The 26,913-nt window shown below is 71.2% G+C and carries 25 protein-coding genes and 1 riboswitch; of the genes, 8 read left to right on the top strand and 17 right to left on the bottom strand.

Features of this window, described 5'->3' with window-relative positions:
* Positions 1-186: 186 nt before the first annotated feature.
* From cobJ to cobG, 4 genes are read right to left on the bottom strand one after another with little or no spacing between them, the layout of a single operon-like run.
* Positions 187-1,989: a precorrin-3B C(17)-methyltransferase gene (gene cobJ, locus BTH_RS24455; RefSeq protein WP_009891155.1), complete on the bottom strand. Its 1,803-nt coding sequence runs from the start codon at positions 1,987-1,989 to the stop codon at positions 187-189.
* On the bottom strand, positions 1,986-2,720 hold the full coding sequence (locus BTH_RS24450) for a precorrin-2 C(20)-methyltransferase (RefSeq protein ID WP_009891150.1): 735 nt from the start codon (positions 2,718-2,720) through the stop codon (positions 1,986-1,988). The genes cobJ and BTH_RS24450 overlap by 4 nt, the downstream gene beginning before the upstream one ends.
* A complete protein-coding gene (locus BTH_RS24445) occupies positions 2,717-3,343 on the bottom strand; it encodes a precorrin-8X methylmutase (protein WP_009891148.1) in 627 nt (208 codons plus the stop codon). Before BTH_RS24445 ends, BTH_RS24450 begins: the two co-directional genes overlap by 4 nt.
* Complete coding sequence (gene cobG / locus BTH_RS24440; RefSeq protein ID WP_009891146.1) at positions 3,336-4,775, bottom strand: precorrin-3B synthase; 1,440 nt, start codon at positions 4,773-4,775, stop codon at positions 3,336-3,338. The genes BTH_RS24445 and cobG overlap by 8 nt, the downstream gene beginning before the upstream one ends.
* 108 nt (positions 4,776-4,883) lie before the next feature.
* A riboswitch (cobalamin riboswitch) is annotated at positions 4,884-5,091 on the bottom strand.
* Between the two features lie 88 nt (positions 5,092-5,179).
* On the opposite strand from cobG, the gene BTH_RS24435 reads away from it, so the two are divergent.
* The 4 genes from BTH_RS24435 (at position 5,180) to cobM (ending at position 9,220) form a co-directional block, all read left to right on the top strand.
* Positions 5,180-6,394: a bifunctional cobalt-precorrin-7 (C(5))-methyltransferase/cobalt-precorrin-6B (C(15))-methyltransferase gene (locus tag BTH_RS24435; RefSeq protein WP_009891144.1), complete on the top strand. Its 1,215-nt coding sequence runs from the start codon at positions 5,180-5,182 to the stop codon at positions 6,392-6,394.
* The gene (locus tag BTH_RS24430; protein WP_009891142.1) at positions 6,391-7,482 is read left to right on the top strand and encodes a cobalt-precorrin-5B (C(1))-methyltransferase; all 1,092 of its coding nucleotides are present in this window, start codon (positions 6,391-6,393) and stop codon (positions 7,480-7,482) included. Before BTH_RS24435 ends, BTH_RS24430 begins: the two co-directional genes overlap by 4 nt.
* Positions 7,479-8,249, top strand: a complete 771-nt coding sequence (locus BTH_RS24425) for a cobalt-precorrin-6A reductase (RefSeq protein WP_009891140.1) — start codon at positions 7,479-7,481, stop codon at positions 8,247-8,249. Before BTH_RS24430 ends, BTH_RS24425 begins: the two co-directional genes overlap by 4 nt.
* A 245-nt stretch (positions 8,250-8,494) precedes the next feature.
* Entirely contained in the window at positions 8,495-9,220 is a 726-nt protein-coding gene (gene cobM, locus BTH_RS24415) for a precorrin-4 C(11)-methyltransferase (protein ID WP_009891136.1), read from the top strand.
* An 87-nt stretch (positions 9,221-9,307) separates the two neighbouring features.
* Here the strand turns inward: cobM and BTH_RS24410 are convergent, their stop codons facing one another.
* Both BTH_RS24410 and BTH_RS24405 read right to left on the bottom strand, forming a co-directional pair.
* Positions 9,308-10,873 carry a glycoside hydrolase family 10 protein gene (locus tag BTH_RS24410; RefSeq protein ID WP_009891135.1) on the bottom strand — a complete coding sequence of 522 codons (1,566 nt, stop codon included), beginning with the start codon at positions 10,871-10,873 and terminating at the stop codon, positions 9,308-9,310.
* Positions 10,874-10,977: 104 nt separating this feature from the next.
* Positions 10,978-12,150, bottom strand: coding sequence for an MFS transporter (locus tag BTH_RS24405; RefSeq protein WP_011402355.1), 1,173 nt, complete (start codon positions 12,148-12,150; stop codon positions 10,978-10,980).
* Between the two features lie 113 nt (positions 12,151-12,263).
* On the opposite strand from BTH_RS24405, the gene BTH_RS24400 reads away from it, so the two are divergent.
* Complete coding sequence (locus BTH_RS24400) at positions 12,264-12,758, top strand: MarR family winged helix-turn-helix transcriptional regulator (RefSeq protein WP_009891131.1); 495 nt, start codon at positions 12,264-12,266, stop codon at positions 12,756-12,758.
* A 333-nt stretch (positions 12,759-13,091) separates the two neighbouring features.
* Here the strand turns inward: BTH_RS24400 and BTH_RS24395 are convergent, their stop codons facing one another.
* Together BTH_RS24395 and BTH_RS24390 are read right to left on the bottom strand one after the other, a co-directional pair.
* Positions 13,092-13,796: a glutathione S-transferase N-terminal domain-containing protein gene (locus tag BTH_RS24395; protein ID WP_009891130.1), complete on the bottom strand. Its 705-nt coding sequence runs from the start codon at positions 13,794-13,796 to the stop codon at positions 13,092-13,094.
* 266 nt (positions 13,797-14,062) lie between these two features.
* The gene (locus tag BTH_RS24390) at positions 14,063-14,983 is read right to left on the bottom strand and encodes a LysR family transcriptional regulator (protein ID WP_009891129.1); all 921 of its coding nucleotides are present in this window, start codon (positions 14,981-14,983) and stop codon (positions 14,063-14,065) included.
* A 97-nt stretch (positions 14,984-15,080) separates the two neighbouring features.
* On the opposite strand from BTH_RS24390, the gene BTH_RS24385 reads away from it, so the two are divergent.
* Together BTH_RS24385 and BTH_RS24380 are read left to right on the top strand one after the other, a co-directional pair.
* A complete protein-coding gene (locus BTH_RS24385) occupies positions 15,081-15,530 on the top strand; it encodes a GlcG/HbpS family heme-binding protein (protein ID WP_009891128.1) in 450 nt (149 codons plus the stop codon).
* Positions 15,527-16,321, top strand: coding sequence for an SDR family oxidoreductase (locus BTH_RS24380; protein WP_009891127.1), 795 nt, complete (start codon positions 15,527-15,529; stop codon positions 16,319-16,321). Before BTH_RS24385 ends, BTH_RS24380 begins: the two co-directional genes overlap by 4 nt.
* 233 nt (positions 16,322-16,554) lie before the next feature.
* Here the strand turns inward: BTH_RS24380 and arcC are convergent, their stop codons facing one another.
* The 5 genes from arcC to BTH_RS24355 form a co-directional block, all read right to left on the bottom strand.
* On the bottom strand, positions 16,555-17,493 hold the full coding sequence (gene arcC / locus BTH_RS24375) for a carbamate kinase (RefSeq protein ID WP_009891125.1): 939 nt from the start codon (positions 17,491-17,493) through the stop codon (positions 16,555-16,557).
* A 76-nt stretch (positions 17,494-17,569) separates the two neighbouring features.
* Positions 17,570-18,580, bottom strand: coding sequence for an ornithine carbamoyltransferase (locus tag BTH_RS24370; RefSeq protein WP_009905325.1), 1,011 nt, complete (start codon positions 18,578-18,580; stop codon positions 17,570-17,572).
* A 58-nt stretch (positions 18,581-18,638) separates the two neighbouring features.
* Complete coding sequence (gene arcA, locus BTH_RS24365) at positions 18,639-19,895, bottom strand: arginine deiminase (protein WP_009891123.1); 1,257 nt, start codon at positions 19,893-19,895, stop codon at positions 18,639-18,641.
* A gap of 17 nt (positions 19,896-19,912) precedes the next feature.
* Positions 19,913-21,373 carry an arginine-ornithine antiporter gene (gene arcD, locus BTH_RS24360; protein ID WP_009891121.1) on the bottom strand — a complete coding sequence of 487 codons (1,461 nt, stop codon included), beginning with the start codon at positions 21,371-21,373 and terminating at the stop codon, positions 19,913-19,915.
* 154 nt (positions 21,374-21,527) lie between these two features.
* A complete protein-coding gene (locus tag BTH_RS24355; RefSeq protein ID WP_009905319.1) occupies positions 21,528-21,860 on the bottom strand; it encodes a hypothetical protein in 333 nt (110 codons plus the stop codon).
* Here BTH_RS24355 and BTH_RS34645 point away from each other — a divergent pair.
* Entirely contained in the window at positions 21,834-22,256 is a 423-nt protein-coding gene (locus tag BTH_RS34645; RefSeq protein WP_154660007.1) for a hypothetical protein, read from the top strand. The two genes, BTH_RS24355 and BTH_RS34645, sit on opposite strands and share 27 nt — an antisense overlap.
* 421 nt (positions 22,257-22,677) lie before the next feature.
* On the opposite strand, the gene BTH_RS24350 is transcribed toward BTH_RS34645, so the two are convergent.
* The 4 genes from BTH_RS24350 to BTH_RS24335 are packed head-to-tail and all read right to left on the bottom strand — an operon-like array spanning position 22,678 to position 26,601.
* Positions 22,678-23,514 carry an ABC transporter permease gene (locus BTH_RS24350; RefSeq protein ID WP_009891117.1) on the bottom strand — a complete coding sequence of 279 codons (837 nt, stop codon included), beginning with the start codon at positions 23,512-23,514 and terminating at the stop codon, positions 22,678-22,680.
* Positions 23,511-24,449, bottom strand: coding sequence for an ABC transporter ATP-binding protein (locus tag BTH_RS24345; RefSeq protein WP_009891111.1), 939 nt, complete (start codon positions 24,447-24,449; stop codon positions 23,511-23,513). The genes BTH_RS24350 and BTH_RS24345 overlap by 4 nt, the downstream gene beginning before the upstream one ends.
* Complete coding sequence (locus BTH_RS24340; RefSeq protein ID WP_009891109.1) at positions 24,446-25,666, bottom strand: ABC transporter permease; 1,221 nt, start codon at positions 25,664-25,666, stop codon at positions 24,446-24,448. Before BTH_RS24340 ends, BTH_RS24345 begins: the two co-directional genes overlap by 4 nt.
* On the bottom strand, positions 25,663-26,601 hold the full coding sequence (locus BTH_RS24335; RefSeq protein ID WP_009891107.1) for a glycine betaine ABC transporter substrate-binding protein OsmF: 939 nt from the start codon (positions 26,599-26,601) through the stop codon (positions 25,663-25,665). Before BTH_RS24335 ends, BTH_RS24340 begins: the two co-directional genes overlap by 4 nt.
* Positions 26,602-26,913 lie beyond the last annotated feature (312 nt).

Below are 26,913 nucleotides of genomic sequence, written 5' to 3'. Positions count from 1 at the left end.
CCGGATTCAAGGTTTGGTGGGCGCCTTGATTCGATATCCGAAACGATTGCGGGAATTGAATGCGCGGATGGGGTCGCGGTGCGGACGGGAGCGTCAGGCTCGCGCGGATCGCGGCTCGGGCGCGCTCGGCGCCCGATCGTTCGTGGCCGATTCACGAAGCGACGCGAGCCGAGCGTCGCTTCGCCGTCAGCGATACCAGCGCGGCGTGTACACCCATTCGCGCGCGCCGTCGCGCACGACGCGGCGCGTCGTCGACGAGCCGACGATCACCATCGTGCGCATGTCGACTTGCTGCGCGGACAGCGCGGCGAGCGTCGTCGTCGCGAGCGTCGCGCCCGGGCGGCCGATGTCGCGGCCGAGCACGACGACCGTCTCCGGCGCGCGATGCCGGCGCACGACGTCGAGCGCGCGGTCGAATTGCACGGGCCGTGCGCGCGACACCGGGTTGTAGAACGCGAGCGCGAAATCGGCGGCCGCCGCGTGGTCGATGCGCTTTTCGATGATCGCCCACGGCTTCAGGTTGTCCGACAGCGAGATCAGGCAGAAGTCGTGGCCGAGCGGCGCGCCCGCCTCGGCCGCCGTCGCGAGCGCGGCCGACACGCCGGGCACGATGTCGAGCTCGACGGCCGCCCAGCGCGTGTCGTTGGAGCCGTCGAGCGCTTCGAGCACGGCCGCCGCCATCGCGAACACGCCGGGGTCGCCCGACGACACGACCGCGACCCGCCGGCCCTGCGCGGCGAGCTCGAACGCGTGGCGCGCGCGCTGCAGTTCCTCGCGGTTCTCGGAGAGGTGCAGTTGCTGGTCGGCGCGCAACGGGCCCGCCATGTTCACGTAGGTCGCGTAGCCGACGATGTCGGTCGCATCGGCGAGCGCCGCGCGTGCGGCGGGCGTCATCAGGTCCGCTCGGCCGGGGCCGAGGCCGAGCACCGTCAGGCGGCCGCGCGCGACGCCGAGCGTATCGGCGTCGACGGGCGCGCCGGCGACGGCGATCGCGATGTCGTGCGGCGTTTGCGTCGAGCCGGAGCACGAGCCGGCGCGCGATGCGTCGGCGCGCGGCGCGAGCGCGGCGGGCAGCGCGGCATTGAGCACGCCCGCGGCGTCACACGCGTTCGTTTCGACGAAGCGCAACGGCACGCGCAGCGCGCGCGCCGCGTCGGTCAGCGCGCGATCGGCGATGCGCCGCGCCGGCGCGACGATGGCCGCGAGCGCGAGCGGCGCGAGATCGCGCGCGGCGAGCGCCGCGACGATGCGCGCGGCGAGCGGCGGCAGGTCGGGCGATGCGGCGAGCGCGTTCGCGGCCGCGCTGGCGCGTACGATTGCGTCGTGCTCCGAAACGTTGTCCGCGTCGTCGCCGAGCGCGGCGACGACGCTGCGCGGATGAATCAGCAATTCGCGTGCGCCGCCGCGCGACGCGTGCGGCGTGACGCGGATCGCATGCGCCGCGTGCGCGTCGCGCGGCAGCGCGACGTCGTCGAGCCACCGCGCGTCGCCTTCGATGCGCGTGCTTTCGCCCGCGAGCAGATCGGACACGAAGCGCTTGCCCGCGTCGAGATCGGCGAGCGCGTAGCCTTCGGGCGGATTGAGCATGCACGCGCCGAAGCGCAGCTCGCCGCTCGTCGTGATCGCGGCGGCGACGCCGAGCGTGTCGGCGATCTCGCGCGCGAGCGCGTTCGCGCCCGCGAGGCCGCCCAACAGCGGCACGACCGCGCTGCCGTCCTCGGCAACGGCGAGCACGGGCGGCTCCGCGCCCTTGTCGGCGAGGCACGGCGCGACGCAGCGGATCGCGATGCCGGCCGCAAACAGCGCGACGATCGGCGCGCCGCGCGCGTACAGCTCGCGCAGATGCGGGCCCAGCTCGCGGAACGTCACGTCGGCTTCGGCGCGCCCCGCGAGCGCATGCACCCGAGCGCCGTCGTAGCGGGCCTGGATTCGGCGCGCGGTATCGAGCGCGCCGGGCCCGAGTATCACGATCGCGGGCGCGGCGGTCATCCTTGCCATTTTTCCCCCGGCACGACGAGCAGCGAAAAATACGGCGACGCCATCGGATCGACTTCCGCGAGCGGCACGATCCGCTGCGCGGCCATCGTCGCGCGCTCGACGTACAGCGCGCGGCGCGCGAGCCCGAGCTCGTCGAGCACGCGGCGCACCTTGTCGAAGTTGCGGCCGAGCTTCATCACGACGGCCGCGTCGGCTTTCGCGAGCCGCTCGCGCAATTCGTGCTCGGGCAGCACGCCGGAGAGCACCGAGAGGCTCTGGTTCCGGTAGACGAGCGGCACGCCGAGCACCGCCGCGCCGCCCAGCATCGAGCACACGCCCGGCACGACCTCGGCGTCGTAGCGCGGCGCGAGCCGGTCGTGCAGGTACATGTACGAGCCGTAGAAGAACGGATCGCCTTCGCAGATCACCGAGACGTCGCGGCCCGCGTCGAGATGCGCTGCGACGAGCGCGGCCGCCGTGTCGTAGAAGTCGGCGATCACGGTTTCGTAGCAAAGGGGCGGCGGCAGCGTCTCGGTCGTCACCGGATAGACGAGCGGCAGGTGCGTCTGCGCGTCGCTCAGATGGCCCTCGACGATGCTGAACGCGTTGCCTTTCTTGCCCTTCGCGACGAAATACGCGACGACGGGCGCGGCCTGCAGCACACGCAGCGCCTTGATCGTCAGCAGTTCGGGGTCGCCCGGCCCGACGCCGAGCCCGTAGAGGCGCCCAGTCTTGCGCGTCATTCGGCCTCCGAGGCGAGCGCGTTGACGGCGGCGGCGACCATCGCGCTGCCGCCGCGGCGGCCCGCGACCGCGACGAACGGCACGCCGCGGCTGTCGGCGGCGAGGAGCGCCTTCGATTCGGCCGCGCCGACGAAGCCGACCGGAAAGCCGAGAATGAGCGCGGGGCGGGGTGCGCCCGCGTCGATCATGTCGAGCAGATGGAAGAGCGCGGTCGGTGCGTTGCCGATCGCGACGACGCTGCCCGCGAGATGCGCGCGCCACAATTCGAGCGCGGCCGCCGAGCGCGTGTTGCCGAGCTCGCGCGCGAGCCGAGGCACGTCCGGGTCGCCGAGCGTGCAGATCACCGGGTTGTTCGCGGGCAGCCGCGCGCGCGTGATTCCTTCGGCGACCATCCGCGCGTCGCAGAGGATCGGCGCGCCGGCCGCGAGCGCCGCGCGGCCCGCTTCGCCCGCGCCATCGGAGAACCGCAGGTCGCGGACGACGTCGACCATTCCGCACGCGTGGATCACGCGCACCGCGAGTTTTTCGAGGTCGGGCGGCACGCCCGTCAGATCGGCTTCCGAGCGGATCGTCGCGAACGATTCGCGGTAGATCGCGCAGCCGTCGCGAAGGTAGTCAAGCATCGAGGTCATCCTGAGTGGGCCGCGCGTCGCGCGCGAGCGCGGCGGCGGCCTGGTCGATCGTCAGTTGGCGCGCGACGGCTAGGCCGAAGCCCGTCGCGCCGTCGCGCCGGTAGAGGTCGTAGCGGCCGGCCGCGCTCGCGACGAGCGTGTGCGCGGCCGGATGCGGCAATGCGCATGAGCGCGCGCAGCCCGTCACGTGCACGTCGACGGGGGCGGCGAGGCGCGCGGCGAGCGCGAGCGCGTCGGTTTTCGTATCGGCGGGCGAGCGCGCGCAGCCCGTCGAGCCCGCGCATGCGACGACGTGCGCGAGCGGCGCGCACGCGTCGCACACGAAGCCGAGCGCGGCCAGGCGCGCGAGCGCGTCGGGCGCGGCCGCGCGCGCGACGGCGGGCAGCATCACGCCTTGCCAAGGCGTGATTCGCAGCGTGCCGTCGCCGTGCGAGTCGGCGAGCGCCGCGAGCGCCGCGAGCGCGTTCGCGTCGAGCCGGCCGAGCGGCGGTTGCGCGCCGACGGCGCAGCGCGCCGGGTCGCGCTCGGGGCGGATGCCGAAACGCAGCGTCGCGTCGACGCGCGCGCGCCGCCAGCCGGCGAGATCCGCATCGCGGCGCAGCGCGAACGGCGGCTGCGATTCGGACAGCTTCGATTCCACGTGCGAAAGGAACGCGTCGGGCGGGCACGTCGCGAGCAGGTCGCGCATGCGCGTGGCACCCGCCGGCGCGAGCTCGACGAAGCTCGTCACGAGCGCGCGCACGCACTCGACGGCCTGCGCCGGCGCGATGGTCGCGAGCGCGCCGGTACGCGGCGCGCTCGGCATGACCGGCTCGCCGTCGGCGGGCGGGCAGCCGGCGAGCCCGATCGCGAGCCGGGTGTCGCCGCGCGCGTCGCGCAGCGCGGACAGCCAGATGTCGTGCGGATGGTCGAGCGCGGCGAGCCGTTCGCCGCCGTCGAGCAGCACCGAGAATTTCGGCGACAGCGCGGCGCAGCGCGGCTCGGTCTGCAGCATCGTGAGGAGGCGGGCGGCGAGCGCGGCGCTGTCGACGAGCGTATCGGGGTCGCGCCCGGCCATCGGGCTCAGCATCACGTTGCGCACGTCGTCGCGCGCGGCGACGCAGGCGTCGAGCGACGCCGCGCCCGGGCCGTCCATCAGCGGCCCGAGCCCCGCGTCGATCAGCGCGCGGCTCACGCAAGCCTCGCTGCCGGCCCGCACGCCGCGCAATTGCAGGTTCGCGCGATTGGTGGCCTCGATCACGCCCGAGCCGAATGCACGCGCGGCGGCGGCCACCGCGCGCGCCTGCGCGGCGCCGAGCGCGCCGCCCGGCAGCTTGATCCGGCACAGGCCGCCGTCGCGCGCCGCGACGATGCGCACGAGCCCCGGACACGCGCTCGCGGCGCGCGCGGCGTCAGATGAAAAAACAGCGGCGGAAGGACTCAACAGCGCTCCGGATCAAGCGTCGCGCGGCGGCCCGAGACGGCCGATCCCGCGCGGCAAGCGCGCGGGCGGCGGGCTACGGCATCGGTACACCCCGCCCGATGAAGGCTGGCACGAACGAAACGTCCCGGCAGGTCTCCTGGCTGGCAGGTCGTCATCCGCAGCGGGCCTTCCCGGCAGCCGCGAAAAGGGCGGCGTGGCCAGTGGCGTGGATCGGATGCGGACTCGCTGCTCACAGTTGCGGGGGCAGCCGCAGCGGCGCGGCGCGCCCTGCGTTCCCTCTTGGGCCCCGTGGGGCGCCGGTCGACGGACGCTGTATTATGCCTTTTTTCGCGACGCCCGAGCGCGCAGATGCGCGATGCGGGCGTCGCTTTCAGGATCGACGGGAACACGATGGAGTACGACGGATGACCGCGTGGCTGACGGTGGTTGGCATCGGCGACGACGGCTACGCGGGGCTCGGCCGGCCGGCGCGGCGCGCGCTCGCCGACGCGGCGGTGGTGATGGGCGGCGAGCGGCATCTCGCGATGCTGCCCGCGCGGCACGGCGCCGAGCGCGTGCCGTGGCCGAAGCCGTTCGATCTCGCGCCGCTCTTCGCGCGGGCTCCGGCGCGCGTGTGCGTGCTGGCGAGCGGCGATCCGATGCTGTTCGGCGTCGGCGCGACGCTCGCCAGCACGCTCGCGCCGAACGAGTGGCGCGTGCTGCCCGCGCCGTCGTCGCTGTCGCTCGCGGCCGCGCGCATCGGCTGGCCGTTGCAGGACGTCGATGCGGTGTCGCTCGTCGGCCGCCCGCTCGCGTCGCTTCACCGGCATCTGTATCCGGGCCGGCGCCTGTTCGTGCTGAGCGCGGACGGCGCGACGCCCGCCGCGATCGCCGGCGCGCTCGCCGCGCGCGGCTTCGGGCCGAGCGCGATGACGGTGTTCGAGCATCTCGGCGGCCCGCTCGAGCGGCGCGCCGACGCGCGCGCCGACGCGTGGGGCGACGCGCGTGCGGCGGCGCTGAACGTCGTCGCGATCGAATGCCGCGCGAGCGCCGATGCGCCGCGCCTGGCGCTCACGCCCGGCTTGCCGGACGATGCGTACCGCCACGACGGCCAGCTGACGAAGCGCGATCTGCGCGCGCTCGCGCTCGGGCGGCTCGCGCCCGCGCCGGGCGAATTGCTGTGGGACGTCGGCGCGGGCTCCGGCTCGATCGGCATCGAATGGATGCGCGCGCATCCGAGTTGCCGGACGATCGCGATCGAAGCGCATCCGGCGCGGCAGCGCATCATCGAGCACAACCGAGATGCGCTCGGTGTGCCCGCGCTCGAGCTCGTCGCGGGCCGCGCGCCCGAAGCGCTCGCGGGCCTGCCCGCTCCCGACGCGGTGTTCGTCGGCGGCGGCGTGAGCCGTGAGGGCGTGCTCGACGCGTGCTGGGCCGGGCTGAAGCCGGGCGGCCGCCTCGTCGCGCACGCGGTCACGCTGCAGGGCGAGGCGGCGCTCGTCGCATGGCGCGAGCGGCACGGCGGCGCGCTCGCGCGCGTGTCGGTCGCGCACGCGCAGCCGCTCGGCGGCTTCGACGCGTGGCGGCAGGCGCTGCCCGTCATGCTGTACGACGCCCGCAAGCCGCAGGAGCACGAATGATGCGCGACGAAACCCCCGAGCAGCCGGCGCCGCTGCGCTTCGGCTATACGACGGGCAGCTGCGCGACCGCGACGTCGCTCGCGGCCGCGCGCCTGCTGCTGACGGGCCACGCGAGCGACATGGTCGACATCGTGCTGCCGAAGGGGCAGCACGTCGCGATGCGGCTCGCGTTTTGCCGCGCGACGGACGGCGGCGCCGAGGCGGGCACGATCAAGGACGCGGGCGACGATCCCGACGTCACGCACGGCGCGCTCGTGTTCGCGCGCGTACGGCTCGTTCACGAGCCGGGCGTGCGCTTTCGCGCGGGGCCGGGCGTCGGCACGGTCACGCGCGCGGGGCTCACGATCGGCGTCGGCGAGCCGGCGATCAATCCGGTGCCGCGCCGGATGATGACCGAGCACCTCGCGGCGCTCGCGGCCGAGCACGGTTATGCGGGCGGCTTCGAGGTCGCGATCGGCGTCGAGAACGGCGAGGCGCTCGCGCGGAAGACGATGAACCCGCGCCTCGGCATCGTCGGCGGATTGTCGATCCTCGGCACGACGGGCATCGTGCGGCCATTTTCGTGCTCCGCGTACATCGCGTCGATTCATCAGGGCATCGACGTCGCGCGCGCGAACGGCGTCACGCACATCGCCGCGTGCACCGGCAACGCGAGCGAGGACGCGGTGCGCGCGCGCTACGGCCTGCCGGACATCGCGCTGATCGAGATGGGCGACTTCGCGGGCGCGGTGCTCAAGTACCTGCGCCGCGCGAGCGTCGAGCGGCTCACGCTGTGCGGCGGCTTCGGCAAGCTGAGCAAGCTCGCGGCGGGCCACCTCGATCTGCACAGCCGCCATTCGAGCATCGACTTGCCGCGCCTTGCGCAATGGGCGGGCGAAGCGGGCGCGAGCGCCGTGCTGCAGCACGAGATCCGCGCGGCGAACACCAGCCAGCAGGCGCTGTCGCTCGCGCTCGCGCATCACGTGCCGCTCGGCGACGTCGTCTGTGCGCACGCGCGCCGCGTCGCGCGCGACATCGTGCCGGACGAGGTCGACGTCGAGACGCTCGCGATCGACCGAGAGGGCCGCATCGTCGGCGTCGCGCGATGAGCACGCACCGGGTGTTGCTGCTGGGCGGCACGGGCGACGCGCTGCGCGTCGCGCGCACGCTCGCGCCGCACGACGTGTACAGCCTCGCCGGCCTCGGCAAGGCGCCCGACGATCTCGCGTGCGACGTGCGGGTCGGCGGCTTCGGCGGCGCCGAAGGGCTCGCGCGCCATCTGCGCGAGCATGCGGTCGCGCTCGTCGTCGACGCGACCCATCCGTTCGCCGCGCGGATCAGCGCGAACGCGGCCGCCGCGTGCCGCGCGGCGGGCGTTCCGTATTGGGCGCTGCGCCGTGCGCCGTGGCGGCCGCGGCCGGGCGCCGACTGGCGTTGCGTCGCGGATTGGGCGGGCGTGCTCGCCGCGATCGCGCCGTTCGCGCGGCCGCTTTTCACGCTCGGGCGAGAGCCGCTCGCGCATCTCGACGAGATTCCGCTGCATCAGCACTGGCTCGTGCGCTGCCTCGACGCGCACGAAGGCAACGCGCGCGCGCGCGTGCTCGCCGCGCGCGGGCCGTTCTCGATCGACGGCGAGCGCACGCTCTTCGCGACGGCCGCGATCGACGTCGTCGTCAGCAAGAACAGCGGCGGCGCGGCGACGGAGGCCAAGCTCGAGGTCGCGCGCGAGCGACGTATTCCGGTCGTGATGGTCGGACGGCCGGCGCTGCCGGACGCGGATCGCGAGTTCGGCGATACGGCCGCGCTCGTCGACGCGCTGCGCATATTTCGTGCGGTTGGCGCGCATGGTGCGCATCGTGCGTTTCGCGCATCGTGACGGCCCGCGCGCGGGCCGCCGGCATGGCCGCGGCGCGCCAGCGGCCCGACTTCGCGGATCGGATCGACGCGCGGCGCGCAAGCCGCGTTGCGCGCAACGCGCGCCGTGACCGCAGCCCGTGCCAGCCCGCATCGCGACCGCGCTGCGCCCGGCCGATGCCCGCGACGCGCGGCGCACGATGCGCACTTCGTGGCGTGCGGCGCGCCCTCGAATCGAATCATCGAACGAATGACGGAGTATTCTGAATGACGGTGTATTTCATCGGCGCGGGTCCGGGCGACCCGGAACTGATCACGGTGAAGGGCCAGCGCCTCGTGCGCAACTGCCCGGTGATCCTGTACGCGGGTTCGCTCGTGCCGGCCGCGGTGCTCGACGGCCATCGCGCCGAGCTCGTCGTGAACACGGCCGAGCTCGATCTCGACGCGATCGTCGCGCTGCTCGTGCAGGCGCACGGAAAAGGGCAGGACGTCGCGCGCGTGCATTCCGGCGATCCTTCGCTATACGGCGCGATCGGCGAGCAGATCCGCCGGCTCGCGGCGCTCGGGATTCCTTACGAGATCGTGCCCGGCGTGACGGCGACGGCTGCGTGCGCGGCGGCGCTCGGCGTCGAGCTGACGCTGCCGGGCGTCGCGCAGACCGTGATCCTCACGCGCTACGCGGGCAAGACGACGATGCCCGAGGGCGAATCGCTCGCGAGCCTCGCCGCGCACCGCGCGACGCTCGCGATCCATCTGGGCGTGCGGCATCTCGCGCGGATCGTCGAGGACGTGCTGCCGCACTACGGCGCCGATTGCCCGATCGCCGTGATCTATCGCGCGAGCTGGCCCGACGAGGCGCGCGTGACGGGCACGCTCGCCGACATCGTCGACAAGGTCGCGGGCACGCGCATCGAGCGCACCGCACTGATCCTGATCGGGCGCGTGCTCGACGCCGAGGGCTTCGACGAGTCGACGCTCTACGCGAAGGGGTGAAGGCCGAGGCGCGGCACGCGCGTGCCGCGCGCCGGGTGTTCGGATGAGCGCGCGATAGGCAAGGGCATCGGGGGCGCGCTCGGATCGTCAATGCGGGTGCGCCGCAGGCAGCGTGACGTCAACCGGCTCGCTCTCGTTCCAGAGGCGATCGAGCGCCGTGACCGCGTACCGGTAGTCGCGATCCGCGCGCGCGGCGATATCGACGAACTCCGTTGTCCGAACGGTCGCGAGCAGATGGCGCGCGTCGTGGTCGCTGCACATGTCTTGCCGCCCCGGTTCGTGTCGGTAGATCGCGTACGACGTCGCCGCATTCGAGCGCGGCTTCCATCGCAGGCGCACGCCGTCGGGCGTGCGCTGCGCATGCAGATTCCGCGCGGGCGGCGGCGCTGATCCGCCGAGCGCAGGCATCGCCGGCACGAGCGCCGGGCGCGAGTACCAGGTGCGGTTCACGCGCGTCGTCGCGCCGAGCCGGTCCGCGCGCTCGTCCTTCGCGGAAAAGTAGACGTCGCCCTTCACCTCGGGCGCGGTGCGATTGAACGCCAGATGGCTGCTCAATTCGTCCGGATCGGACCAGCCGGGCGATTGATTCGACGTGCCGACCTTGTAGGCCGCCTGCCCGATGTACAGGTGCACGTCGCGCCCGCGCGCCTCGTTCGCCCACCACGACACGACCTTGTCGTAGTCGGCGGGCGCGAAGCCTCGCGCCCAGTACGCCTGCGGAACGATGTAGTCGATCCAGCGCTCGCGCAGCCAGCGGCGCGTGTCCGCGTACAGGTCGTCGTAGGTCTGCACCGAAGCCGACGTCTGCGAGCCTTGCGGGTCGGTCGCCGCATTGCGCCAGACCGCGAACGGGGAGACCCCGAACTTCACCCACGGCTTCGCGGCCTTGATGCGCCGCGCGAGCGACTCGACGAGGCGATCGACATTGTCGCGGCGCCAGTCGGCGAGCGTCGCGAAGCCCGCGCCGTATTGCGCGTATGCGGACGCATCGTCGAACGCCGCGCCCGCGACCGGATACGGATAGAAATAATCGTCCAGATGCACGCCGTCGATGTCGTAGCGGCCGACCGCGTCCAGGATCGCATCGACGACGAACGCGCGCGCGGCCGGCACGCCCGGGTTGTAATACAGCTTGCCGCCGTAGCGGACGATCCAGTCCGGATGAAGGCGCGCCGGGTGCGTGGCCGCAAGCGCGTCGACCCGCTCGTCCATCGCGACGCGATACGGATTGAACCACGCGTGCAGCTCGAGATTGCGCCGGTGCGCTTCGGCGACGGCGTATGCGAGCGGATCGTAGCCGGGGTCGCCGCCTTGCGTGCCCGTCAGGTATTCCGACCACGGCTCGAACGGCGATGGCCAGAACGCGTCCGCGGTCGGGCGAACCTGCAGGATCACCGCGTTGCGGTTCATGCGCACCGCGTCGTCGAGCCACGCGCTCAGCTCGGCCTGCTGGTCCGCGGCCGGAAGGCCCGCGCGGGACGGCCAGTCGATGTTGGCCACCGACGCGATCCACGTGCCGCGAAACTGGCGCTTGGGCATCGTCTCGTCCGGCCGGCACGCGACTTCGCGCTCCGCGTCCGGCGAAGCCGCGCACGCGCTGGCCGACAGCACGAGCGCGGCTGCGGCGAGTTGACGAAGGCGGGTCGACAGCATGGGCAGGTCCTTGGATCGCGTCGGCGCGTTCAGATGAAGAGATTCCATAGGGACCTCGACGCTCGAAGCGAGTTCCGGACCGGGCGGCACGCGAGCGCCGCCGCTCATGCGCCGCTTCGCGCGACGGTGAGCCGCGGCGGCGCGAGGCGCGCGGCCATTGCCGCCATCACGACGCACACCGCGGCCATGAAGCCCCAGGCCGGCGACAGGTCGGCGACGTTCTGCCGGATCACGCCCGCCGCGAACGGAAACAGGCCCGCGACCAGATAGCCGACGCCCTGGACGAAGCCGGTAAGCGTGCCGGCGTCGGCCGCGCTCGTCGCATGGTCGAGCGCGACGATCAGCGACAGCGGAAACAGCGCGCCGATGCCGAGGCCGAGCAGCAGCGACGCGGGCAGCGCGAAGCCGAGCGGCGCGGCGATCAGCGCGATCAGGCCGACGAACAGCGACGCGATCGCCGCGAACAGCGCGGGACGGCGGTCGGGCAGCCGATCGATGAACGCCGACACGGTGAGCCCCGAGGCGACCTCGGCGAGCGTCACGCCGCCGAGCAGGCCGCCCGCCGCTTGCGGCGACCAGCCGAGCGACATGTAATAGGGCGGCAGCCACGCGAGCACGAGCGTATAGGCGCCCGTGCCGAGGCCGAAGAACGCGGCGAGCAGCCACGCGCGCGCGCCGTGCGCGCGGCGCGCGGCCGGTGGCGCGTGCACGGCGCGCTTTGTCGCGCCGGTCGCGAGCGGCCACAGCAGCGCGGCCGCGACGGCGGGCAGCGCCCAGCCGGCGAGCGCGGACGTCCAGCCGATCGCGCGCGCGGCGAACGGCGTCGCGACGCTCGCGAATACCGCGCCGCCCATGATCGATGTCGAATAGAAACCCATCACGCCGCCCGCGCGCGCGGCGAACTCCGCCTTGATGAACGCGGGCAGCAGCGCCTGCACGGCCGCGATGCCGAGCCCCGCGCACAGCGCGGACGCGAGCAGCACCGCGGGCGCGCTCGCCGCGCCGCGCACCGCGCACGCAAGCCCGATCAGCGCGACGCCGAGCCAGACGCCCGCGCGCACGCCGGCGCGGCGAGCGAGCCACGGCGCGGCGAGCGCGCCCGCACCCATCAGCAGGATCGGCAAGGTCGTCAGCAGGCTCGCCGCGCTGTCGGACAAGCCGGTCGCGCGCTGGATCGCGTCGAGAAGCGGCCCGACCGACGCGAGCACAGGACGCAGATTGAGGCCGACGAGCACGATGGCGGCAAGCCGCCATGCAGGAGAATTAAGCATGGGCATGGATGCGGCGCGTCCGGACGGCTGCCGGGCGCGCGTTGCGTATAATTGTCTCGACATCAAGATAGATTCGACATGTCTCTACGTCAAGATAACTTGGACGAGCAGGAGGGTTAATGGATCGCGCAGCTCATGCGGTCGAGCAGTGGCGCAGCGAGCGCCCGGATCTCGATCCGTCGTCGATGATCGTGCTCGGGCGGCTGCAGGAGGCGGCGCTCGTCATCGCGCGCGACCGGCTCAATCCGCTGTTCGCGCGCTACGGCCTGCAGCCGGGCGAGTTCGACGTGCTCGCGACGCTGCGCCGCAGCGGCGCGCCGTATGCGCTGACGCCGACGGCGCTCTACGACGCGGCGATGATTTCGTCGGGCAGCATGACGAACCGGATCGATCGGCTCGAGAAGGCGGGGTGGGTCGAGCGGCGCGCGAACCCGGCGGACGGGCGCGGCACGCTCGTCGCGCTGACGTCCGCGGGGCGCGCGCTGATCGACGACGCCGTGGTCGCGCACGTCGACAACCAGCGGCGCGTGCTGTCCGCGCTCAGCGCGGCGGAGCAGCGTCAGCTTGCGAAGCTGCTCGACAAGCTGTTGCAAGGGCAGGCCGCCGAAGGCTGACCGTTAGGCGTCGCGCGGCGCGCTCGGCGGTTGGCCGACTCGCCGCATTCGTCAAGCTCGCGGCGCGCACGCGGGCGCCCGGTCGGCGGCGCGCCGCATCGCAGCGCGCTCGCAGGGCAGGCAGCCGCAAGCGCGGCGAAAACACGGCGAGTGCGAAGATGGGACCGAGCGCCGGCCCGCGCCTGCACTCGACCGTGTAGTTGGCGTTGTAGTTGGCCTTGTAATGGGCGTTGTAATGGGCGTTGTAATCGGCCGTGCGTTCAGCCCAGAGACGGTCGGCGGCGCGCCGCGACGAAGCCGTTGAAGAAAGCGGAAGAAGGCGCAACGAAACGCTTACGGCCGCGCCGGAACGTTCAGCCCGCGCACCACCGCCGGCCGCGCGACGAACGCATCGAGCACGCGCGCGACGTTCGGATAGCGATCGAATTCGACGAGCTCGCGCGCCTCGTAGAACCCGATCAGGTTGCGCACCCACGGGAAAGTCGCGATATCGGCGATCGTATAGGCGTCGCCCATGATCCACTGGCGATTCGCGAGGCGGCCGTCGAGCACGCCGAGCAGGCGCTTCGCCTCGCCGACGTAGCGGTCGCGCGGACGCTTGTCCTCGTACTCGCGGCCCGCGAACTTGTGGAAGAAGCCGAGCTGGCCGAACATCGGCCCGATGCCGCCCATCTGGAACATCAGCCACTGGATCGTCTCGTAGCGGCGCGCGGGATCGGCCGGAATGAGCTGGCCCGTCTTCTCGGCGAGATACAGCAGGATCGCGCCCGATTCGAACAGCGCGAGCGGCTTGCCGCCCGGGCCGTGCGGATCGATGATCGCCGGGATCTTGTTGTTCGGGTTCAGCGACAGGAACTCGGGCGACATCTGGTCGTTCGTGTCGAAGCGCACGACGTGCGCTTCGTACGGCAGCCCCGTTTCCTCCAGCAGGATCGACACTTTCACGCCGTTCGGCGTCGGCAGCGAATAGAGCTGGATGCGGTCCGGATGCTGCGCGGGCCATTTCTTCGTGATCGGGAACTCGGAGAGATCGGACATGGATGGACTCGGTCGGTGAATCGATGAAGAAGTCGCGACGCGCCCACGGCGCCAGCCTGGGCGGGCGACGCGATCCGCACAATGTAGCCGATCCCGCGCATTGTTGCTGGCGGCTGCGCGAAACGGCGAAAGCGCGCCGTCGCGTTGCGTCGCGCAGCGTCGAGAGAACGCCATCGTCAGCGGCGGCGAATCGCGTCGCGCAGCGTCGCGTCCGGGCGCGAACGAAGCGCGACACGCAATGGCGCCGCGACGGTGCGGGCCGGCCTTCAGCGCCGCCCGTCCGCCGCCGCATGCTCGCGCAGCACCGCGATGAACGCGCGCAGCTTCGGCGGCACGTGCTTGCGGTTCGCGTAGTAGAGCCACATCGGCGGCAGCGTCCTGCATGCGCCCGGCAGCACCTCGCGCAGCGTGCCGCGGCGCAGGTCGTCCTCGATCCGCTCGCGCATGAACACGAACGCGATGCCCGCGCCCGCGCGCGCGGCGTCGATCACCGCGCCCGTATCCGTGCTGACGAAGCGCCCGGCGACGTCGAGATCGACGTCGCGGCGGCCGTCGCGCAGCGGCCACTTGTGCAGGCGGCCGCTTTTCGGGAAGCGAAAGCGGATGCACATGTGCCGCGCGAGATCGGCGACCTTCGCCGGCGTGCCGTGCTGCGCGAGGTAGCCGGGCGTCGCGACGAGCGCGCACGTGAGCGCGGGCGCGATCTTCACGCCGACCATCCCGGGCTGCAGCCGGTCGGCGAGGCGTATCCCCGCGTCGAGGCGCTCCTTGACGATGTCGACGAGATGATCCTCGTAGCGGATCTCGACGCTCACCTTCGGGTAGCGTCGGAAGAATTCGGCGAGCACGTCGGCCGTCACGACGGATTTCGCGAGATGCAGCGCGCTGATCCGCAGCAGGCCCTCGGGTTCGTCGCGCGCGTCGTTCAGCGCGTCGCGCGCGTCGACGACCTGCCGGTACGGCTGCGCGGTCGCGTCGTAATAGCGCTGGCCGGCTTCCGTCAGGCTCACGCCGCGCGTGCTGCGGCTGAACAGCTTCACTTTCAGCTCGCTTTCGAGCTGGCCGATCGCAAGGCTCACCGCCGCGGGCGTGAGACCGAGCGCCGCGGCCGCGCGCGTGAAATTGCCGTGCGTGACGACGCTCACGAACACATGGAGGCCGCCGAGCGGATCGCGTCGCAGAGTCATTAGAAAAACTTGATACGTTTGTGAGCGGAATGCCGATTCTCTCAGATACCGGCGATCCCTACACTGGCTCGCAGTCGAACCGCACAAGGAGCCGCCGATGTCCGCCGAACTCACGCTCGAACGCGCGCAGCGCATCGTCGATGCAGGCGCGGCGCACGCCGCGCGCCTGAACGGCGCGGGCGCAGCCGTCGCGATCGCCGTCGTCGACGCGGGCGCGCATCTCGTCGCGTTCGCGCGGATGGACGACGCGTTCATCGGCGCGATCGACCTCGCCACGCGCAAGGCGGGCACGGCCGCGCGCTTCCGGATGCCGAGCGCGTCGCTCGGCGCGCTGTCGGCGGCCGACGGGCCCATTCGCTCGATCGAGCACAGCAACGGCGGGCTCGTCACGTTCGGCGGCGGCGTGCCGCTCGTCGACGCGCGCGGACGCTGCGTCGGCGCGGTCGGCGTATCGGGCGGCACGGTCGACGACGACGTTGCGGTCGCGCAGGCATGCGTCGACGCTTTCGCCACTTTTCTGAACGCATCACAAGGAGCAAGGACATGACTGGAAAACGCATTCTGGTGACGGGCGCGGGCTCGGGTTTCGGCCGCGAGGTCGCGCTGCGGCTTGCCGCGAAGGGCCACCACGTGATCGCGGGCGTGCAGATCGCCCCGCAGGTCACTGAGCTGAACGCCGAGGCCGCGCGGCGCGGCGCGGCGCTCGACGCCGTGAAGCTCGATGTGACCTCCGCGCGCGACCGCGCGCAGGCCGCGCGCTGGGATATCGACGTGCTGCTGAACAACGCGGGCGCGGGCGAGGCGGGCGCGCTCGCCGACCTGCCCGTCGATATCGTTCGCGAGCTGTTCGAGACGAACGTGTTCGGCCCGCTCGAGCTCACGCAGCAGGTCGCGCGCGGGATGATCGCGCGCGGGCGCGGCAGGATCGTGTTCGTATCGTCGATCGCGGGGCTCATCACGGGCGCGTACACGGGCGCGTATTGCGCGTCGAAGCATGCGGTCGAGGCGATCGCCGAGGCGATGCACGCGGAGCTTGCCGTGCACGGCATTCAGATCGCCGTCGTCAACCCGGGGCCGTACAGCACGGGCTTCAACGACAGGATGATGGAGACGCCGCGCCGCTGGCTCGACCCGGCGCGCGACGCGGCGACGCCCGAGAAGCTGACGTTCCCGCTCGAGCAGTTCGATCCGCAGGAGATGATCGAGAAGATGGTCGAAGTGACCGAGAGCGAAGGCGGGCTGTTCCGCAACTTGCTGCCCGCCGCCGCGGAGCAGTTCGTGCGCGACGAGCAGGCGCACGCGTGGACGCGCCTTCAGAACGAACGGCGCGGCGCGTGAGCGGACGGAGGACGGCGGGGCGTTGAACGGCGCGTGACCTGCTGCCGCCGGACAGGGCGAGCCGCGCCGTCCGCCGATGCCGATATCGGGACGGCCTGGCGCCACGCGCATCGCGACCGCGTCGGCAGCGGCAGCGGCAGCGGCGATGATCGCCGCGCCGCCGTGGCCGCGCTGCCGCTCGCGGCAGCGCCTTCGGCCGCCCGCCGCAGTCCCCCTTCGAGGCCGCCGCGCCGCTACTGCGGCTTCCGGTAGCGAATCCCGTCGACCTGCGTGCTGACCCGCGTGCCGGCGCGGCCTTCGGCGATCGCGACGATGTCGGCGAGCGAGCCGATCACCGCGTCGTGCCCGGTTTGCCGCGCGAACTCGGCCGCCGCCTGCACCTTCGGCCCCATCGAGCCGGCCGCGAAGCCGAGCCGTTCGAGCGCGTCCGGATGCGCGGCCTCGATCAGCACCTGCGTCGGCTTGCCCCAGTCGAGGTACGCGCCGTCGACATCGGTCGCGATCACGAGCAGGTCCGCCTGCAATTCGCGTGCGAGCAGCGACGCGCATAGATCCTTGTCGATCACCGCCTCGACGCCCGAGAGCTTGCCGTTCGCGTCGTAGCGCGTCGGAATGCCGCCGCCGCCCGCGCAGATCACGATCGTGCCTTTCTCGAGCAGCCACTTGACCGGCCGGATCTCGAAAATGCGGCGCGGGCGCGGGCTCGGCACGACGCGGCGGAACTGGTCGCCGTCGGGCGCGATGTGCCAGCCTTTTTCCTGCGCGAGCCGCTCGGCCTCGTCGCGCGAGTAGACGGGGCCGATGGGCTTCGTCGGATGCTCGAACGCCGGGTCGGCCGGGTCGACCTCGACTTGCGTGAGCAGCGTCGCGAACGGGGCGTCGGGCGGCAGCAGGTTGCCCATTTCCTGTTCGATCAGATAGCCGATCATCCCTTCCGTCTGCGCGCCGAGCACGTCGAGCGGGTAGGGCGCGACCGCGGTGTACGCCGCGCCCTGCAGCGCGAGCAGGCCGACCTGCGGCCCGTTGCCGTGCGCGATCACGAGCTCGTTGCCGGGCGCGATCTGCGCGATCTGCGAGACCGCGATCTTCACGTTCTCGCGCTGCTGGGCCTCGGTCATCGGCTGATTGCGCTGCAAGAGCGCGTTGCCGCCCAATGCGATGACGATACGCATCGTGTTTCTCCTTGTAGTGCGGACGGTGCGGACGGCGAGGCGTCGCGCCGTCCGGTTCGATGGTGCGCGCCGAGCGTCAGATGCCGCCCAGAGTCGACACGAGGACCGCCTTGATCGTGTGCATGCGGTTTTCCGCCTGCTCGAACGCGATGCAGCGCGGCGACTCGAACACTTCGTCGGTCACTTCGATGCCGTCCTTCAGGTGCGGATAGCGCTCGGCGATCTGCTTGCCGACCTTCGTGTCGCAGTTGTGGAACGACGGCAGGCAGTGCATGAAGCGCGTGCGCGGATTGCCCGTCGATTCGATCAGCTTGCGGTTCACCTGATACGGCAGCAGCGCGTTGATCCGCTCGTCCCACGCCTCGACGGGCTCGCCCATCGATACCCACACGTCGGTGTGAATGAAGTCGACGCCCTTGACCGCTTCGTACGGGTCCTCGGTCAGCGTGAGCCGCGCGCCGCTCTCGGCCGCGAACGCCTCGCACTGCGCGATGAAATCGGCGGCGGGCCAGAGCGACTTCGGCGCGCCGATGCGCACGTCCATCCCAAGCTTCGCGCCGATCAGAAGCAGCGAGTTGCCCATGTTGTTGCGCGCGTCGCCGAGATACGCGTAGCTGATGTCGTGCAGCGGCTTGTCGCTGTGCTCGCGCATCGTCATCACGTCGGCGAGCATCTGCGTCGGGTGGTATTCGTCGGTAAGCCCGTTGAAGACGGGCACGCCCGCATGGTGCGCGAGCTCCTCGACGATCTCCTGGCTGAAGCCCCGGTACTCGATCGCGTCGTACATCCGGCCGAGCACGCGCGCCGTGTCCTTCATGCTTTCCTTGTGGCCGATCTGCGACGAAGCCGGATCGATGTACGTGACGTTCGCGCCCTGGTCGTACGCGGCGACTTCGAACGCGCAGCGCGTGCGGGTGGACGTCTTTTCGAAGATGAGCGCGATGTTCTTGCGCAAGAGGCGCGGCTGCTCGGTGCCGCTGTACTTCGCGCGCTTGAGATCCCGCGCGAGGTCGAGCAGATAGCGCAGCTCGCGCGCGCTGTGGTGGATCAGGCTCAGCAGGTTGCGATTGTGCAGGTTGAAGCTCATCTGGTTTCTCCGTGGGTTGTCGGGGGCGGCGGCGCGAGCGCCGTCGCGACGCTTGGCATCAGTAGTCGACGGGATCGCGCAGCACCGGGCAGGTCATGCAGTGGCCGCCGCCCCGGCCGCGGCCGAGCTCGCTCGAGCCGATCGTGATCACCTCGACGCCCGCCTTGCGCAGCAGCGTGTTCGTGTACGTATTGCGGTCATAGCCGACGACGACGCCCGGCTCGATGCAGACCATGTTGTTGCCGTCGTCCCATTGCTCGCGCTCGGCCGCGAAATCGTTGCCGCCCGTCTCGACGACGCGCAGCGCCTTCAGGCCGAGCGCGTGCGCGACGACGTCGATGAACGGCTTGTCCTCCCGCTCGATGTCGACGCCGTAATGCGCGTCGCCGCCCGGGCGCAGCGAGAACGGGACGATCCGGTTCACGACTTCGGGGAAGACCGTCACGAGATCGCGGTCGCAGAAGCTGAACACGGTGTCGAGGTGCATCGACGCGCGCGAGGTCGGCAGCCCGGCGACGATCACGCGCTCGGCGGCGCCCTTGGCGAACAGCGACTGCGCGAGCTGGCCGACCGCCTGACGCGACGTGCGCTCGCCCATGCCGACGAGCACGACGCCGCGGCCGATCGGCATCACGTCGCCGCCCTCGAGCGTCGCCATGCCGTGATCGCGGTCGGGGTCGCCGTACCAGACGTCGAACTTCGCGTCGGCGAACGCCGGGTGGAATTTGTAGACCGCCGCGACGAGGAGCGTCTCCTGCCGGCGCGCGGGCCAGTGCATCGGATTGAGCGTGACGCCGCCGTAGATCCAGCACGACGTGTCGCGCGTGAACATCATGTTCGGCAGCGGCGGCAGCACGAACGACGACTTGCCGAGATAGTCGCGGAACAGCGTGAGCACCTTCGAGCGCTCGGCGCCGGGAATGTCGCTCGCCGCGACGCCGCCGATCAGGAACTCCGCGAGCGCGCGCGGCTCGAGGCTTTCGAGCCACGCACGCACTTCGTCGACGAGGCCGATGCCGACGTTGTCCGGCGTGATCTTGCGATCGAGAATCCACTTGAGCGCGGCCGGGTTCTGGACGGTCTCGGTCAGCAGGTTGTGCATCTCGAGCACCTCGACGCCGCGCTCGCGCATCTTCGACACGAAATCGAAGTGGTCGCGCTTCGCCTGGTTCACCCACATCACGTCGTCGAACAGCAGCTCGTCGCAGTTGCTCGGCGTGAGGCGCTGGTGCGCGAGGCCCGGCGAGCAGACGAGCACCTTGCGCAATTTGCCGACTTCGGAATGGACGCCGACTTCAGGGATGGCTTGGGACATGTTGATTACCTCTTCGATCAAAGGGTGATGAGCCCGCTGTGGAGCGCGTAGGCCGCGGCGAGTGCGGCGGCGGCCGCCGCCGCGAAGATCAGCTTTTCGGCGGCGGTGAAGACCGGCTTGCCGAGCTCGCGCTTCGCCTTCGCGAAGAAGAGCGCGCCCGGCGCGTAGAGAAGGGCGGACAGCAGCAGATACTTGACGCCGCCCGCGTACAGCAGCCACACCGCATACAGCACGGCGAGCGCGGCGACGAAAAGGTCCTTGCGGCGCGCGCGCGCGTCGCCCTCGTAGGTCTCGCCGCGCACGGCGATGAGGAGCGCATAGGCGGCCGACCAGAAGTACGGAATCAGGATCATCGACGTCGCGAGATAGATCAGCGACAGATAGGTGCTCTGCGAGAACAGCGTGATCAGCAGGAACACCTGGACCATCGCGTTCGTGAGCCAGAGCGCGTTCGCCGGCACGTGGTTCGCGTTCTCCTTGCGCAGGAACGCGGGCATCGTGTGGTCCTTCGCGGCCGAGAACATGATTTCCGCGCACAGCAGCACCCACGACAGCAGCGCGCCCGCGAGCGACACGACGAGGCCGACGCTGATGAGCACCGCGCCCCAGTGGCCGACGACATGCTCGAGCACGGCCGCCATCGAAGGGTTCTGCAGCTTCGCGAGCTGCGGCTGCGTCATGATGCCGAGCGACAGCACGTTGACGAGCACGAGCACGAGCAGCACGCCGGCGAAACCGATCACGGTCGCGCGGCCGACGTCGCTGCGCCTTTGCGCGCGCGCCGAGAAGATGCTCGCGCCCTCGATGCCGATGAACACCCAGACGGTCACGAGCATCATGTTGCGAACCTGGTTCATCACCGAGCCGAGCGACGGATTCGCGCGGCCCCAGATGTCGGTGCGGAACACGTCGAGCCTGAACGCGAAGAAGCAGATCAGGATGAAGACGGCGAGCGGGACGATCTTCGCGACGGTCGTGACGAGATTGACGAATGCCGCCTCCTTGATCCCACGCAGCACGAGGAAGTGCACGGCCCACAGCAGCACCGATGCGCCCGCGATCGAGGCGGGCGTGTTGCCTTCGCCGAACACCGGGAAGAAGTAGCCGAGCGTCGAGAACAGCAGCACGAAGTAGCCGACGTTGCCGAGCCACGCGCTGATCCAGTAGCCCCATGCGGACGAGAAGCCCATGTAGTCGCCGAAGCCCGCCTGCGCATACGCGTAGACGCCGCCGTCGAGCTGCGGCTTGCGGTTCGCGAGCGTCTGGAACACGAACGCGAGCGTGAGCATGCCGACTGCGGTGATCGCCCAGCCGATCAGGATCGCCCCCGCGTCGGCGGTGGCCGCCATGTTCTGCGGCAGCGAGAAGATGCCTCCGCCGATCATCGATCCGACGACGAGCGCGGTGAGCGCGCCGAGCTGCAACTTGTTCGTCGCGGATGTCGTCGCGACGTCTCGTTCTTGTGTCACTTCAGCCATGATGTTTCCTCGCAATCGCATTCGCGCAAGAACGCGGCGCGCATGCGGCCATCGCGCATCCGCTCGGGCGGCGGTGCGCGGCGGTGTGCCGCTTGCGCGCGGTTCGGCCGAACGCGCGTCGTTTGAAATGGTTCGGTGCGTGCCCGTTCGGGCCTTATCGGCGGAGCGTCGTCATGGGCGTGCTCCGTGCCTGTTGTGTGCGGGCTTCGCGTTGACGCCGCACCTCGGCGGCATCGCTGCGGTCCCAGAACGAAAAGAGCCACACGCCGATCCGGCGCCGCTTCCAGTACATGCCGTGCAGCCGGCGGCGGATTTCCGCGAGCGCACTCCAACTGGTGCCGGCGATGTCGAGCAGTGCGCCCGGCCTCGGACCCGACTGTCCGATGAATTGAATATCGGTAAATGTCTTTCCGGTGTATTTGAATAAGAAAGCCTGTAGCTCTTCTCGTGTGATCCCCGGTTGAATATTTTCAATGCAGATTCTCATCGTGCTTTCCTGCTTTTTTTCGTTCGAATCCGCTCGCGATCGCTTTTGGCGCCGCATTTCCGCAAGCGGCCGAATCAGGCTTTGAATCCCGGTTTCCGCGCGCAGAACGAGCCGATCGAACGCGTTCCAAATCCGTCAAATTTGGCATTTGAATTCGCTTTCGTCGATTCAATTCTTCCCGATGAGCTACCGATTGGAAACAATTTAAACGGCACTTTATGTCATGGATCAAAAAACGCCGGACGGCCGCCGGAGCGTGTGCAAACGGTGCTGGGTTCGGTGTGCATGTCGCTGTCGTTCGCGCATGCGGCGAGTGCGCTCCATCCGCGTCGACCGACATTCGTCCGACATGCGCGCGCCGAGATGACCTTGCTCGACACGATTCCCTCTTGCTGAAATCGTCGCGGGCCGCGCGTTGAGCACGCCGCGGGCGAACGCGCGTGCATCGGCGGTGCGTGCGTTTGTTGCGGAGGAAAGGACAAATGCATCGCGATGCCGGCTTGCGTGTCCGCTGCGATGCAGCGAAAGGGACGCATGCGAGGGGCGGTCGTCGGCTATTGCACATCCGGCGCGCGGGCGTGCGCCAACGCTCGGGGCACGCCGGGAGACGCGCGCAATAGGACGTCGAGATGGGAATGCGCGACCGATGCCGCCGCGCGTGCGGAAATCGGTCTCGCGGGCGGGCCGGCGCGGGGCGAGACGAAACGCGAGGCCATGCGCCTGTCAGCGCTCATGCCGCGCGGCAGCCGCTGCCGCATCGCTTGCCGTATCGCGCGGCGCGAGAGCGCCCCGCATTCGCGCGCCGCGCACAGCCGGACTACGCGCCGCCTTCTCGCCGCGCCGCGCTCGCCGGCGCGAGCCATCGGCCGATCACGCCGAGCGCGTCGTAGATCAGCACCGCGAGCAGCGCGACGACGAGGCCGCCTTGCAGCACGAACGCGGTGTTCGACGTCTGCAGCCCGGCGATGATCACGTCGCCGAGCCCCTTCGCCGCGACGGTCGAGCCGATCGTCGCCGTGCCGAGGTTGATGACGACCGCAAGCCGGATGCCGTTCAGGATCACCGGAAATGCCAGCGGCAGCTCGACCCACGCGAGCCGCTGCAGCGCGCTCATCCCCATCCCGCGCGCGGCGTCGACCGCATCGGCCGGCACGTCCTGCAGCCCCGCGATCGTGCTTTCGAAGATCGGCAGCAGTCCGTACAGGATCAGCGCGATCAGCACGGGCTTCACGCCGAAGCCGACCGCCGGCACCGCGAGCGCGAGCACCGCGACGGGCGGAAAGGTTTGCCCGATGTGCACGACGCTGCGCGCCACGGGCAGGAATTCCGCACCGGCGCGCCGCGTGACGAAGATCCCGGCGGCGAGCGCGGCGATCGCGCCTGCCGCGCTCGCCGCGGCGACGATCGCGAGATGCGACAGCGTCAGATCGAGGAGGCTCGCGCGCGGGTAGATCGCGGGCGCGCCGTTGTCGGCGAACGGCGCGAAAAGGGGCGCGAGCCAGCCGGGCCGCGCGAGCATCACGGCGAGCGCCGCCAGCGCGCCGCCGCGGGCGAGCATCACGGCCGCGCGCCGGCACGCGGTGCCAAGCGTGCCCGGCGCGCCGGCCGTGCCCGTCTTGCGCGCGGCGCCCGAGGTTTTCATCGCGCGCCTCATGCCGGCCGCTTCGCCTGCGCGACGATCGCATCGAGCGTGATGCGCCTGGCCGCCGCGCCGTCCGCGCTCGATACGGGCAGCGCGCTCGCGCCGCGCCACAGCAGCTCGGAGATCGCGTCGCGCAGCGTGAGCGCGCCCGATATCGGCTCGCCGGGCGCCGCGCCGGGTTCGGCAAGCGCGTCGACGCGCGTGAGCGCGAGCAGGCGCAGCGGCCGGTCGAGGCCCGCGACGAGCCGCTCGACGACGCCCGGCTGCGGCCGCCCGAGAATCTCGGCGGGCGGGCCCGCCTGCAGGATGCGCCCCGCGTCCATCACCGCGATCTGGTCGCCGAGCCGCAGCGCCTCGTCGATGTCGTGCGTGACGATCACGATCGTGATCCCGAGCCGGCGCTGCAGCGCGGCGAGATCGTCCTGCGCCTTGCCGCGGATGATCGGATCGAGCGCGCCGAACGGCTCGTCCATCAGCAGGATCGCGGGCTCGGCCGCGAGCGCGCGCGCGACGCCGACGCGCTGCTGCTGGCCGCCCGACAGTTGGTGCGGCAGCTTGCGCGCGTACGTGTCGTAGTCGAGCTCGAACAGCGCGAGCAGCTCGCGCACGCGCGCGTCGATGCGCGCCGCGCGCCAGCCGAGCAGGCGCGGCACGGTCGCGATGTTGCGCGCGACCGTCCAGTGCGGGAAGAGGCCGTGCCCCTGGATCACGTAGCCGATCCCGCGCCGCAGCGTCTCGGCGGGCACGCTCGCGGTGTCGACGCCGTCGACGCGAATCGTCCCGCTCGTCGGCGCGATCAGCCGGTTGATCATTCGCAGAAGCGTCGACTTGCCGCTGCCCGATGCGCCGACGAGCGCCGTCACCGTGCCGCGCGCAACCGCGAGCGACACGTCGTCGACCGCGGCGATGTCGCCGAACAGCCGGCTCACGCGTTCGATCTCGATCATCGGCGCGCTCCTTTCGCGATGTCGGTCGCCGCCTCGAACAGCACGGCGGTGACGAGCGCGAGCGCGATCGTCGGCAGCGCGCCGAGCAGCACGAGATCGGTGGCGGACTGGCCGAGCCCCTGAAAGATGAACGTGCCGAAGCCGCCGCCGCCGATCAGCGCGGCGACGGCCGCGAGGCCGATGTTCTGCACGAGCACGATGCGCACGCCGGACAGCACGACGGGCAGCGCGAGCGGCAGCTCGATCGCGACGAGCCGCTCGCGGCCCGTCATCCCCATCGCGAGCGCCGCCTCGACGACGGCGGCGGGCACCTGCGCGAAGCCGACGACGACGCTCGACACGATCGGCAGCAGCGCGTACAGGAAGAGGGCGATCAGCGCGGGCGCGACGCCGATGCCGCTCACGCCCGCGCGGGCGGCGAGCGGCACGCGCGCGGCGAGGATCGCGAGCGGCGCCATCAGCAGGCCGTACAGCGCGATGCTCGGGATCGTCTGCACGACGTTCAGCAGCGGCAGCAGCGCGCCGCGCAGCGCGGCGAAGCGCGTGCAGGCGATGCCGAGCGGCACGCCGATCGCGACGGCCGCCGCCACCGAGCCGGCGACGAGCGCGACGTGGCGGATCGCCTCGCTGCGGAACGTGTCGGCGCGCACCGCGTATTCCTGCATCACCGACAGCCCGTCCCAGAAGCCGCCGTGGATGAACGCCGCGAGCGCCGCGAGCGCCGCCGCGAGCGCGACGACGCGCTTCGCGGGCGCAAGCGAGATGCGGGCGAGCGCATCGGCGATCAGCACCGCGAACGCGAACAGCAGCAGCCAGGCACCCGCCGCGGGCGATACGCGCGCGAGCGGCGTGTCCGGCGTGACGAGATGCGCGGGCGCCGCGCCGAGCGCCACGCACAGCGCGAGTACGAGCACGGCGCCGATGGCCACGCGCAATGCGGCGCGGCTGCGCACGAGCGCGAAGAGCGCGCCGGCCGCCCACAGCGCATCGAGCGCGTGCGCGCTCGGCGCCGGAAACACCGCGCCGAGCGTGAGCGCCGTGCCCGCCGCGATCCGGTTCGCGCGCAACGTGACGAACGGTTGGACGAATGCCGCATACGCGACGAGCGCGGCGATCAGCACGCCGACCTTGTCGACGCGCGCGGCCCATGCGGGAGCCGCGCGCGGGCGCGGCGCGAGGGCGGGCGCGCCGACCCGGCCCGCCGTGCGCGCCGTCATTTGACGAAGCCCTTCGCTTTCAGATAGCTCGCCGCGACGCTCGCGGCCGGCTCGCCGTTGATCTGTATCCGCGCGTTGAGCGTCTGCAGCGTCTTCAGATCGAGGCCCGCGAACACGGGCTTCAGATAATCGGCGATCTGCGGATGCGCTTTGAGCACCGCCTCGCGGATGATCGGCGTGGGCGCATAGACGGGCTGCACGTGCTTGTCGTCGTCGAGCACCGTGAGCCCGGCGGCCGCGATGCCGCCGTCGGTGCCGTAGACCATCGCGGCGTTCACGCCGTCCGTCTGCTGCGCGGCGGCCTTGATCGTCGCCGCGGTGTCGCCGCCCGACAGCACGAGCATCTGCTCCTGCTTCAGCTTGAAGCCGTACACCTTCTCGAACGACGGCAGCGCCGACGCGCTGTTGACGAACTCGGCCGACGCGGCGAGCTTCACCTTGCCCCCCGCGCCGACCCATCTGCCGAAGTCGCTGAACGTCTTCAGATGCTGCGCTTGCGCGACCGAGCTCAGCACCGCGACGCCCCACGTGTTGTTCGCGGGCGCGGGCGCGAGCCAGACGATCCGGTTCGCCGCGTAATCGAGCTGCCTGGCGAGCGCGTAGCCTTGCGCGGCGTTCTTCCACGCGGGATCGTCGGCCTTGTTGAAGAAGAACGCGGCGTTGCCCGTGTATTCCGGATAGATGTCGATTTCGCCCGTCGTCAGCGCCTTTCTGACGATCGGCGTCGCGCCGAGCCCGATCTTGTCGACGACGGCGATGCCGTGCGCCTTCAGCACCTGCGCGATCACGTTGCCGAGCAGATTGCCCTCGGTGTCGATCTTCGACGCGACGGTGATCGCGCCGGCGGCGTGCGCGCCGGGCGCGGTGGCGCAGACGGAAACGGCGAGGGCGGCGGCAGCCGCGCGCAGGGAACGGCTGAAGCGGGGAACTTTCATCGGGGCAGGCACTCCTGTCGGGCAGCAAATGAGCGGATGCAATGGCCGCCGCCCGCCCGGGAGGCGGCACTCGGCCGGGGGCGAAGCGGGGCCGATCGCAGGCGGCAGGGGGTCAAGGTACTTGAGCGGGCGCGCTTTGGCAAACAAGGGCGCGTTCACGCGCGGGGCCGAATAGTCGCGAATAATCGCATCCAATCGCTTTGGACTGCGCATTTCCGTATCGCGGCGATACAATGCAACCGACGGCGCCGCGCGCCGAACGGATATTGCGCCGCACCGTCGCCTCGAATCGTCTTGAGCCGCTTTCCGCCG

Source organism: Burkholderia thailandensis E264 (assembly GCF_000012365.1).
GTDB classification, from domain to species: domain Bacteria; phylum Pseudomonadota; class Gammaproteobacteria; order Burkholderiales; family Burkholderiaceae; genus Burkholderia; species Burkholderia thailandensis.
This window is presented reverse-complemented; position numbering and strand designations above follow the sequence as displayed.

What these genes read in the sequence shown, in the direction of transcription:
- BTH_RS24380 (WP_009891127.1), top strand. Translation starts at nt 15,527, where the DNA reads ATGACTGGAAAACGCATTCTGGTGACGGGCGCGGGCTCGGGTTTCGGC.
- BTH_RS24425 (WP_009891140.1), top strand. Translation starts at nt 7,479, where the DNA reads ATGAGCACGCACCGGGTGTTGCTGCTGGGCGGCACGGGCGACGCGCTG.
- BTH_RS24410 (WP_009891135.1), bottom strand. Translation starts at nt 10,873, where the DNA reads ATGCTGTCGACCCGCCTTCGTCAACTCGCCGCAGCCGCGCTCGTGCTG.
- BTH_RS24430 (WP_009891142.1), top strand. Translation starts at nt 6,391, where the DNA reads ATGATGCGCGACGAAACCCCCGAGCAGCCGGCGCCGCTGCGCTTCGGC.
- BTH_RS24395 (WP_009891130.1), bottom strand. Translation starts at nt 13,796, where the DNA reads ATGTCCGATCTCTCCGAGTTCCCGATCACGAAGAAATGGCCCGCGCAG.
- BTH_RS24450 (WP_009891150.1), bottom strand. Translation starts at nt 2,720, where the DNA reads ATGACGCGCAAGACTGGGCGCCTCTACGGGCTCGGCGTCGGGCCGGGC.
- BTH_RS24405 (WP_011402355.1), bottom strand. Translation starts at nt 12,150, where the DNA reads ATGCCCATGCTTAATTCTCCTGCATGGCGGCTTGCCGCCATCGTGCTC.
- BTH_RS24350 (WP_009891117.1), bottom strand. Translation starts at nt 23,514, where the DNA reads ATGAGGCGCGCGATGAAAACCTCGGGCGCCGCGCGCAAGACGGGCACG.
- cobJ (WP_009891155.1), bottom strand. Translation starts at nt 1,989, where the DNA reads ATGACCGCCGCGCCCGCGATCGTGATACTCGGGCCCGGCGCGCTCGAT.
- BTH_RS24355 (WP_009905319.1), bottom strand. Translation starts at nt 21,860, where the DNA reads ATGAGAATCTGCATTGAAAATATTCAACCGGGGATCACACGAGAAGAG.
- BTH_RS24390 (WP_009891129.1), bottom strand. Translation starts at nt 14,983, where the DNA reads ATGACTCTGCGACGCGATCCGCTCGGCGGCCTCCATGTGTTCGTGAGC.
- arcA (WP_009891123.1), bottom strand. Translation starts at nt 19,895, where the DNA reads ATGTCCCAAGCCATCCCTGAAGTCGGCGTCCATTCCGAAGTCGGCAAA.
- BTH_RS24385 (WP_009891128.1), top strand. Translation starts at nt 15,081, where the DNA reads ATGTCCGCCGAACTCACGCTCGAACGCGCGCAGCGCATCGTCGATGCA.
- BTH_RS24445 (WP_009891148.1), bottom strand. Translation starts at nt 3,343, where the DNA reads ATGCTTGACTACCTTCGCGACGGCTGCGCGATCTACCGCGAATCGTTC.
- BTH_RS24340 (WP_009891109.1), bottom strand. Translation starts at nt 25,666, where the DNA reads ATGACGGCGCGCACGGCGGGCCGGGTCGGCGCGCCCGCCCTCGCGCCG.
- arcC (WP_009891125.1), bottom strand. Translation starts at nt 17,493, where the DNA reads ATGCGTATCGTCATCGCATTGGGCGGCAACGCGCTCTTGCAGCGCAAT.
- BTH_RS24345 (WP_009891111.1), bottom strand. Translation starts at nt 24,449, where the DNA reads ATGATCGAGATCGAACGCGTGAGCCGGCTGTTCGGCGACATCGCCGCG.
- cobM (WP_009891136.1), top strand. Translation starts at nt 8,495, where the DNA reads ATGACGGTGTATTTCATCGGCGCGGGTCCGGGCGACCCGGAACTGATC.
- BTH_RS24370 (WP_009905325.1), bottom strand. Translation starts at nt 18,580, where the DNA reads ATGAGCTTCAACCTGCACAATCGCAACCTGCTGAGCCTGATCCACCAC.
- BTH_RS24435 (WP_009891144.1), top strand. Translation starts at nt 5,180, where the DNA reads ATGACCGCGTGGCTGACGGTGGTTGGCATCGGCGACGACGGCTACGCG.
- BTH_RS24335 (WP_009891107.1), bottom strand. Translation starts at nt 26,601, where the DNA reads ATGAAAGTTCCCCGCTTCAGCCGTTCCCTGCGCGCGGCTGCCGCCGCC.
- BTH_RS24400 (WP_009891131.1), top strand. Translation starts at nt 12,264, where the DNA reads ATGGATCGCGCAGCTCATGCGGTCGAGCAGTGGCGCAGCGAGCGCCCG.
- arcD (WP_009891121.1), bottom strand. Translation starts at nt 21,373, where the DNA reads ATGGCTGAAGTGACACAAGAACGAGACGTCGCGACGACATCCGCGACG.